The sequence below is a fragment of the Rothia nasimurium genome (assembly GCF_004569295.1).
GTDB classification, from domain to species: domain Bacteria; phylum Actinomycetota; class Actinomycetes; order Actinomycetales; family Micrococcaceae; genus Rothia; species Rothia nasimurium_B.
Map to the genome: position 1 here is coordinate 1 of NZ_SPQC01000069.1, position 7,748 is coordinate 7,748.

Annotated in this window: 10 protein-coding genes; 8 read left to right on the forward strand and 2 right to left on the reverse strand. The window is 50.6% G+C overall.

Annotation, left to right across the window (positions count from 1 at the left end; translation table 11 throughout):
* Positions 1-877 precede the first annotated feature (877 nt).
* The 8 genes from E4U03_RS13005 to E4U03_RS12065 all read left to right on the forward strand — a co-directional run bounded on the left by E4U03_RS13005 (position 878) and on the right by E4U03_RS12065 (position 5,109).
* Positions 878-1,030, forward strand: a complete 153-nt coding sequence (locus E4U03_RS13005; RefSeq protein WP_167752428.1) for a hypothetical protein — start codon at positions 878-880, stop codon at positions 1,028-1,030.
* A gap of 67 nt (positions 1,031-1,097) precedes the next feature.
* A complete protein-coding gene (locus tag E4U03_RS13010) occupies positions 1,098-1,265 on the forward strand; it encodes a hypothetical protein (RefSeq protein WP_167752429.1) in 168 nt (55 codons plus the stop codon).
* 5 nt (positions 1,266-1,270) lie between these two features.
* On the forward strand, positions 1,271-1,477 hold the full coding sequence (locus tag E4U03_RS12040) for an XRE family transcriptional regulator (protein ID WP_135013965.1): 207 nt from the start codon (positions 1,271-1,273) through the stop codon (positions 1,475-1,477).
* Positions 1,478-1,479: 2 nt separating this feature from the next.
* Complete coding sequence (locus E4U03_RS12045) at positions 1,480-2,028, forward strand: recombinase family protein (protein ID WP_135013966.1); 549 nt, start codon at positions 1,480-1,482, stop codon at positions 2,026-2,028.
* A gap of 73 nt (positions 2,029-2,101) precedes the next feature.
* Positions 2,102-2,710 (forward strand): ParA family protein, encoded by a 609-nt coding sequence (locus tag E4U03_RS12050; RefSeq protein WP_135013967.1) that lies wholly within the window; start codon positions 2,102-2,104, stop codon positions 2,708-2,710.
* Between the two features lie 50 nt (positions 2,711-2,760).
* On the forward strand, positions 2,761-2,988 hold the full coding sequence (locus E4U03_RS12055; protein WP_135013968.1) for a hypothetical protein: 228 nt from the start codon (positions 2,761-2,763) through the stop codon (positions 2,986-2,988).
* A gap of 1,027 nt (positions 2,989-4,015) precedes the next feature.
* Positions 4,016-4,708 (forward strand): hypothetical protein, encoded by a 693-nt coding sequence (locus tag E4U03_RS12060; RefSeq protein WP_135013969.1) that lies wholly within the window; start codon positions 4,016-4,018, stop codon positions 4,706-4,708.
* A gap of 2 nt (positions 4,709-4,710) precedes the next feature.
* Positions 4,711-5,109 carry a hypothetical protein gene (locus E4U03_RS12065; RefSeq protein WP_135013970.1) on the forward strand — a complete coding sequence of 133 codons (399 nt, stop codon included), beginning with the start codon at positions 4,711-4,713 and terminating at the stop codon, positions 5,107-5,109.
* A gap of 106 nt (positions 5,110-5,215) precedes the next feature.
* Here the strand turns inward: E4U03_RS12065 and E4U03_RS12070 are convergent, their stop codons facing one another.
* Together E4U03_RS12070 and E4U03_RS12075 are read right to left on the reverse strand one after the other, a co-directional pair.
* On the reverse strand, positions 5,216-6,046 hold the full coding sequence (locus E4U03_RS12070; protein ID WP_135013971.1) for a hypothetical protein: 831 nt from the start codon (positions 6,044-6,046) through the stop codon (positions 5,216-5,218).
* Between the two features lie 412 nt (positions 6,047-6,458).
* Positions 6,459-7,322, reverse strand: a complete 864-nt coding sequence (locus E4U03_RS12075) for a sortase (RefSeq protein WP_135013972.1) — start codon at positions 7,320-7,322, stop codon at positions 6,459-6,461.
* Positions 7,323-7,748: the final 426 nt, after the last annotated feature.

A 7,748-nucleotide genomic window follows, 5' to 3' on the forward strand; every position in this document is an offset into this window, starting at 1 on the left:
GCAGACCGCACAGCACAGCAAGAGATTATCGACATTGCCAAGGCACTATCGGGCGTAGGAGGACTACAAGCGTGCGGAATCGTTATTTAGGACAGCATCGAACCCAGCGAACTCTCTCTTACATAGCGATGATTTTGGCAGGAATAGCTCTTATACAGGGTGAAGGTCTCCAGAATTTTCAACTTCTAGGAGTTGCACTAGGACTCGGGGGTATCGCAGGGATTATTTCAGAAATCCGTGACGCCATTCTCCACCAACATCCTAACCGTGGGGGCTGACGCCGCCCCCACACCCCCGCGCAAGCGCCGCGCTTGACCGGCTGCCGCGCAAAAACCCCGCCCTCTTTGACGCGCAGAACGCGACAGAGGGCGGGGTTTTTGCTTGCCCTGGAAGTCCGTGGGCCAGTACGAAAGGGGTAAGGGAAGAGGCTTAAGACTCAGAGGCATAGGCGGGGGGGTCTGTGCTCACCTAGGGGCGGGTGAGGTTGTTGGAGGTAAGCAGGGAGTTAGGGAATGTTCGTTATGGCTAGTTGGGAGGTGGGCAGGGAGCAGGCTTAGGACAATAAGGGGCAAAAACCGCTGAACACATCCAGTTTTGCACCACTTAGTTTTGCCCCCTAGTTTTGCACCATGCTTGAGGTATTTTCACCCCCCCACTCTGGGGCACCCTAGCCTGTGGTGCAAAACCGAGTGTTTTTGCACCACTCACATAACCGCATGTATGGTTATATGGTTGTATGGTTCAAAAAATCTACACATATATTGTCATTTTTATTGATATTTTTGGGTTTTTTCAGTAGACTAGAACTATCACAACAAGGAGGTGATGTTTATAGAAACCGCATAGAGAATCGAGAACAACCGAAAGGAAAAAGGTTATGGATAACCTACACAAGCTATCTGAGATAGTCGCCAACTTCGGTAACGGCTTCTTTCAAATTGTCTCAGCTATAGCAATCATTGCCGGTGGCCTCACAGCCCGCAAAGCACATAAGGCCACCAGCAAGAAGAGGAACAGCAAAAAGAAATAGCTGAACCTATACCGGGTGGGGACACAAGCCCCCACCCTCCCCTACCAGTTTAGAACAGGAGCTAAACATGGAAAAGGCTAATGACTACACCCGCGCAGGACACTGGTTCACCCTTGCGGCCACCACCGCAGCACTGAGCGCGGTTCTTTCACAGGCTCTTACCCCACTACTGATAGCCGCAGCAGCAGGCTACCTAGCTCACCGATATTACAATCTAGGCAAAAAGGACAGCTAACGACTATGCCCCGTGAACTTCTCAAGCGCAGCGGTATCGCCCATCTTTGGAGCAAAGACCCGGCCGCCGTATCGCGCTATACCCTCCCGGAGCCGGACGCCGTAGCTATCGGCAAAAACGGCAAAGAAGAATCCCTATGGGAGCCGGCCACGATTGAAAAGTGGTTCACCGAGCAGTTCACGGGGCCAGGTCGCCCCAAGAAGAAAGACTAGCTATGAAAGTTGGCTACGCGCGTGTTTCAACCCCAGCGCAGGAAGAGAGCCTAAAAGCTCAGGCTGACACTCTCACAGCTGAGGGGTGTCAGAAGATTTACAGCGATATAGCCAGTGGAGCTAAGGCGTTGCGTCCTGGCCTAACGTCCGTCCTTGACTTCCTACGTCCTGGCGACACTCTGGCAGTCACCAGACTTGACCGGCTAGGGCGGTCAGCGGCCGACACCCTGGCAACCATCAAGGAGCTTTCAGAGCGCGAGATAAACGTATTAGCCCTTGACGTTGGGTTAGATTCTTCAACCCCTGGCGGGCGGATGTTTCTCAACATTGCCGGTGTCCTTGCAGACTGGGAACGCGATTTACTCGTTGAAAGAACCCGAGTCGGACTAGCTCACGCACGGGCACAGGGGCGGGTAGGTGGACGGCCTAAAAAGCTCTCTGAGGACGCCGAGCAAGCGGCTCTAGCTGCACTTGAAGCTGGTATGTCCGTCAAACAGGTTGCTCAGTTGCACGGGGTGAGCCGGTGGACTATCCAGCGTTTACGCAAGTAAAAGACATATTTCTAACCATACAACCATATATACAGTAATATGGTTTACACCTTGTTAGACCGAAAGGCACAACATGATTATCACCATTGCCACCACCAAAGGCGGTGCAGCTAAAACCACCACAGCCATGCTTCTAGCTGAGGCAGCCGGACGCGGCGGCCACAGCGCCCTCGTCATTGACGCAGACCCCCAGGGGTCAGCGACCCAATGGAAAGAAGTGGCCGAAGAAAACGGCGAACCTATCCGCCGCTATACGGTCACACCCGTAAATCGCGTGATGCTCTCACGCACCCTTGCTAAAGCAACCGAGGAATGGGTGTTCATTGATACTCCACCGGGCGACCCTGCCGTTATCAATGAAGCTATCGAACTAGCAGATTTCGTTATCGTCCCCTCACCCGTTGCCCCCGAGGACTTCAACCGTGCCGTGCGCACCTTAGCAGCTGTAGGCGATACTCCAGCGGCCCTCTTCCTATGTCACTGGGATAAGCGGGCCACTAAAACCTATGCAGCTATCAAGGAAGCTATTGAAGCCCAAGACCTACCCGTATTCAGTTCAGAAGTCCCCAACAAACAGCAGGTACAAAATTTCTGGTTTTCCGATACGCACAGCGGGGATTTAGGTGGGTATCAAGACCTGTTTGCTGAACTATCTAGAACTTTAAAAGCCCTCAATTCTTAAACCATATAGCCATATATATGTATATATGGTTTAGAAAGGAATACCTAGTCATGACTGATTTAGCGAAGAAATTAGCAAGAGCCACCACCAAGAAAGAAAGCAGCGGGAGAGGGGTTGCACGAACTGAGAGCACCTTTCGCAAGCCACCAGCAGCGACCCGAAAATTTACGTTCAACATTGATGAAGAGGTATACCAGCAGCTGCGCAAACAGGCCTTTGAGCAGGAGCGGGATATGACCGCCATTATCAACGAAACCTTGAGCAAGGCACTTGGATAAAAGTGTGCCTGTTCGTGTCCCTGGTTTTCAGGTAGACTTAGGTGCATAGCAAAGCGGGGCACCGCCTCAGAACCGGCTAAGTACTGAGGAGATGCCCCTAGCGTAAGGAAACGCTTATCGTGCTCTTAGCTGTCGATAGCGTTCCAGAGTTCGGCAATAGCCCGTAGAAGTTTCGCAATAGGTTCCAGCCACTTGCGAGCTTCGCGGGCTATTTTCATGCCCTTACTCTTGCTCATACGCTCACCCCCTTTTCTTGGTCTCTCTCAACGGCAGTTCGGCATGGTTTAGTCCGTGGAGGGCCGTAAAGAGGGTGTACTTCTATCTTATTCTGCTCATAAGTTCCTTGCTATTTCAGGCAGAAAACACAAGCTAGTAGAAGTGGGTAAATAGGTAAGAGCTATAGCCCGTTCCATCCGAGCCAGCTAATCCTGTTCGTGTCCCTGGTTTTCAGGTAGACTTAGGCACATAGCAAAAACGGGGCACCCCCTCAGACCGGCTAAGTACCGAGGAGATGCCCCTGCACATGGAACGTTTTCAACTCGTACTTATCCGTTGAAAGCGTTTACCAAGTCAGCGATAGCCCGTAGTAGCTTCGCAGTGGGTGCTAGCCACTTGCGGAGCTCGCGGGCTACCTTTTTACCCTGCTTGCTCATGCGCTTACCTCCTCTCTTAGTCTCTCTAAACCGCTTTACGTGAGCTGGGAGCAGCTGGCGGCGCAGTTCGGGTCGCAGACGCAAGACTTGGTGAAATTCCGTGAGCTGTTCCGTCCTGCGCTAGAAAAGGCGCTGGAACACTACCCCGGCGCAAAAGTCGTTGAAGAGGGCGCAGGGCAGGGTAAGAACCAGGGCTTTAAGGGGCTGGTTCTCTATCGTTCAAAGTCTGCTCTTACTCACTCGGGAAGGACTCGCTACAACAAAGCTGGGAAGTAGCGCAAAAATTTTTTTCCGCCGCCCCTTGTCAGCTGAGCTAGCTGAAGCTATTATGTATCGTAAGTCACGTTGTAGTTTCTACGATGGAGTTTTTTGCTATGTGCAGCGATAAGGTTCGCAAGTTTGGAGTTTCTCTAGCGTCTCTTGCGGTAGCGTTTGGGCTATCGATGTCTGGAGTTGCTCCAGCGATGGCTCAGACTAATATAGGGTATTCACATTCTGTTTCCTCAAGTGAATCAAAAACTGAAGAGGTATTTGCTGATTCTGGAATTGATTACGAAGAAACAAAAGAAAAAATTGCTCAAGATTTTGAATTTCTGTTTACAGAAGTTATTGTTCAAGACGCTTCTGGTAAATGGTTTGTGAAAGACCCAGAGAACCCCTCTTTGGCTGGATTCACGCAGCATGATATTGATTTATTAATTACCATGCTGAATGACAAAACCCTCTCTATAGCACCGACCTCTTCGAGTTTTTACAGCCTCCAGCGTGGAGCATCTACTTCAGCTATTATCAAAGACTGGAACAAATATGCTACTTGCGTGATTGAAGGTGCAACGGGATTCAAGGTTTCCCCCACTTTGGTTGTTAGTACGGTCTTCCTTATCAAAGAAGGTCGCTGGCATGATGCTGCTACTACGCTGATGCGGGGATTGGCAGAGAATGCAGCTTCGGGACTTCTGGATATGGCAACTCATATAGCTGTCAAGCAGCTTACCAATTCCGTTCCTGGGGTCTTCGCTGCCCGCCTCGCTGTGAATGCCTCTCTCTGCGTTATGTATAATCAGTAATTATGGATAAATATGTACCTAATTATGGTGATTTAGATAATTTCAGATATGAAAGATTAATAAGAACAAAATCTAGAGCGTACCAGATTGCTTGCTGGCAAGGATATCTTGGGACACATGAATTTTTTCTTGGTCGAAATTTTAGGGGATGGGCAATATTATTATTCACAACCCTATCATTTTTAGCATTTTTTGTTGATTTCTTATTAGGATTTACTTTACTAGCATGCGTATGTTTTATAAACATAGCTAGTATTAGGGGTATAGCATCAACTGACCCTAATGGTGAGATGTACGGCAGTGAATGTGGGCCAATATTTTACAGCATTCATATGATTTCAAGATTTTCTTTATTATGGGATACAAATTTCTGGGAAGGAAAAAAACCCACAGATTCATGAGTAAAAGTTTTAGAGGACTACCTAAAATAGGTAGTCCTCTAAAACTTTTACTTCACCGTATGAAGCTATTTAAATTTTATTGAAATGTTAAGATTATTGAAAATAATTATTCAATTACTAAACCATAATCATCCGGAACCTGCTGCACATAATCCAATGACATACCCGCAAAACCAGGCTCCGGCACCGACGCACGAACTGGCTTAACCTTCGGCTTCACAGGCTTCACAAACCTATCCGTCATACCTTTCCAGACCTTCACTCGCCCCGCCTTAGACGTATAGAACCGTTCCGAGCGCTCCATATCCTTCAACTTTGCCTGCGCGTCCTTTCGCACGCTAAAGAGCTTAGGGCAGGATACCTGTCCCTCGTCCGTCAGTACCGCGCTATGCTCGCCCGCTAGCACCGGTGCCTGCCCAAAGAGCTGCGTCACCTCATCAGCCTTACACTGCCAACCTGCAATCTCAGATTCCAGACCGCTCACTCGATTAGCGCACTGCTGCACAGCTTCATCAGAAACCACCGGGGAACTCTGCGCCACGGCTAAAGCACGCTCCGCTTCAACCACTGCATAGCTCGGCACAAAGACACGCTTCAACAAACCCTGCTGGGCATGCTCGGCCTTCGCCCGCTCAATCGCGTTCTCACGTTCCGCTACAGCACTCTTGAACACACCCGTAGCTTCTTCCAGTTCTTGCCGGGCGAACGCTAAATCACCAGATAGCGCTTTGACCTGTCCATGCGACTGGGCATACTCCATGCGCTCAATCGAACGAGAGGATACCCAGCCTGCCCACTGCTCAGTCCTATCAACAAAGTCCAAACGTGAACGCTGTACCTGCGCCTGAGCACGGAGGTCTTGGAAAAAGTTCTGCGCCTGGGGGAAGTCCGGCACAAACCGCTCCGAGGAAATCTTGATTTCCTCATTCGCTCCCACCGTAAAGAACTTCACCGAATTTAGGCAGAGGGGACACGAACAGGCACACAGAGGTGTTAGACTTTAGCTACCGATACAAGTAAGAGGGGCAGCCCTTGCAGTTGCTACCTGCAAGAACCGCCCCTTGGTATGGCCTACTATGCGAAGTGGTCAACTACCCGCATAATAACCTCAATAAGTCGAGCAACAGCCTGCATAAGTTTTGCAGTGGGAAGCATCCACTGTAGACCTGTGCAGGTTGTTTTTTGCGCTCGTTTCTTACGAGACATACCCGTCACCTCCTAACTAGCCCACTCTCCACAACGTCGGATTCGATACAAGTTGATTTGTGGAGTGAGCCTGTGAAAAGAGGCTGCTGTTTATTCTACGCGCATGTAGAACTGCTACATGAATCTAGGATTCTGATGATTCTTCAACTGCCAACGGGGACGAGGCCTACCCGCAGATTATCCGTATAAGGGAAAAGAAAAGTGTTCCCCTCCCCAGAATCCCCCACAAAAGTACCCGAACACGTCAAGAGCCACACCAGCTCATCCGCCCCATACTTAGCCCATTCATCAGGGGTCGCCTCAGCAGAGCCCCACAAACTCGGGTCGGTCTCAGTCTCCCCCTGCCCGATAGTGTCAATCACCGCTACCTGATACTCCCGGGTCACACCAGCCTCATCCGTGATATACACATGCGCACACGCATCGATATAGTGCAACAAACCCCAAGACGAGAGCCGGTCATCAGGGAAATCCATATTCACATGCCCAGCCAGCACAGACGCCTTACCTTGAGTACCAAGGGGCGCACTCAAGGCTGAAAGCACCCCACCAGGAGCAGAGGGAATACCATCAGAAAACAACCCCTCAGCAAAATACCCCCTCGCTACACCACCAGCCCCATCCGACAAAGACGGCACCACCCACGAACCAGGCTCAGGAACCACCTCACCCAGAGCCTCACCAGTACACTGCACAGGGGTAGGGGTCAGATTCAACACCGGCGGAGTAGAGAACCCAGCGGTCGGGTCAGTATTCTCAGCCATGAACCCATAGACAGGCTCATAGTATTCTTGGCCGTCCTGCTCGAAGACCTCACCCGTTGCATCCGGGTGGCGTAGCTGATACGGGGCATAGACCTGCCCATCCTTGATAACCCACCCAGAGAAAAACCCACCAGCCAGGACAAGGCCTACAATCAGCACTAGGGCAGCGGCCAGCGCAGCTACTACCGCCCGCACTTTCCGCCCACTACCTACCGTTGCTGTCATCGTCTTCTTCTGTGTCATCGTATCTTTTCCCCTCTTTTGCCTTGCTCCTAGGTCTTCACCCCTTAAGGGAAGAGAGGGGGCGGTGAACCCTAAAAACGAGTTCACCACCCCCCCCTATCACGAACCAGTAAGCAAGTAGCCTACAAGCCCCCCTGCCCCTAGTCTCTCACCCCCCTTATGGGTATCTATCGAGCAGCAAAATCCCTTCAATGACTCATTACCACACGTGTACAAAAGAATGGGTTTATACCAAGATACCCACGTGGAAGTGAGAGAGGGTAGGACAGAGAGTTAGCCTATGCTGTGCTGGCACACTCTGATATGTACTGGGTTTAGTTCCGACCCCGTACATTGGAAACAAACAAAAAAGAGCAAAGGAACTTCACCCATGCCCACCAAATACCCCCAAGAACTCAAAACAAGAGCCCTACGCCTACTGGCCGA

Bases quoted from the DNA above. Each gene is read 5' to 3' on its own strand.
- E4U03_RS13005 (WP_167752428.1), top strand. From the start codon at position 878: ATGGATAACCTACACAAGCTATCTGAGATAGTCGCCAACTTCGGTAAC.
- E4U03_RS13010 (WP_167752429.1), top strand. From the start codon at position 1,098: ATGGAAAAGGCTAATGACTACACCCGCGCAGGACACTGGTTCACCCTT.
- E4U03_RS12040 (WP_135013965.1), top strand. From the start codon at position 1,271: ATGCCCCGTGAACTTCTCAAGCGCAGCGGTATCGCCCATCTTTGGAGC.
- E4U03_RS12045 (WP_135013966.1), top strand. From the start codon at position 1,480: ATGAAAGTTGGCTACGCGCGTGTTTCAACCCCAGCGCAGGAAGAGAGC.
- E4U03_RS12050 (WP_135013967.1), top strand. From the start codon at position 2,102: ATGATTATCACCATTGCCACCACCAAAGGCGGTGCAGCTAAAACCACC.
- E4U03_RS12055 (WP_135013968.1), top strand. From the start codon at position 2,761: ATGACTGATTTAGCGAAGAAATTAGCAAGAGCCACCACCAAGAAAGAA.
- E4U03_RS12060 (WP_135013969.1), top strand. From the start codon at position 4,016: ATGTGCAGCGATAAGGTTCGCAAGTTTGGAGTTTCTCTAGCGTCTCTT.
- E4U03_RS12065 (WP_135013970.1), top strand. From the start codon at position 4,711: ATGGATAAATATGTACCTAATTATGGTGATTTAGATAATTTCAGATAT.
- E4U03_RS12075 (WP_135013972.1), bottom strand. From the start codon at position 7,322: ATGACACAGAAGAAGACGATGACAGCAACGGTAGGTAGTGGGCGGAAA.